Source organism: Adlercreutzia equolifaciens (genome assembly GCF_029076695.1).
Lineage (GTDB): Bacteria > Actinomycetota > Coriobacteriia > Coriobacteriales > Eggerthellaceae > Adlercreutzia > Adlercreutzia equolifaciens_A.
In genome coordinates, this window is sequence record NZ_JARFIK010000184.1 from 1 (window position 1) to 335 (window position 335).

At 44.8% G+C, this 335-nt stretch carries 1 protein-coding gene; it reads left to right on the forward strand.

The features are described 5' to 3' along the window. On the forward strand, positions 1-335 hold a 335-nt coding region (locus tag PZH32_RS12000), incomplete at both ends, for a hypothetical protein (protein WP_275208487.1).

Genomic DNA, 335 nt, shown 5'->3' on the forward strand with positions numbered 1-335 from the left:
GTTCTAATGTGCATATCATTGACTGGTCACTGCACATGGACGAAGCGACTCCGCATATTCATGAGCGTCATGTATTCGATGCTACGAACCGGTATGGGGAGATTGAACCGAAACAGGAAGCGGCACTGGAAGAACTTGGCTTTGAACTTCCGAATCCGGAAAAGAAAAGATCAAAGACAAATAACCGTAAGGTTGTTTTTGATTCTGCCTGCCGGACAATGTTCCTGGATATCTGTAAACGTCATGGACTGGAAATTGACGAAGAACCGTCCTATGGAGGAAGGCAGTATCTGGAGAAACAGGACTATATCCGAATGAAGCAGAAAGAAGAGATT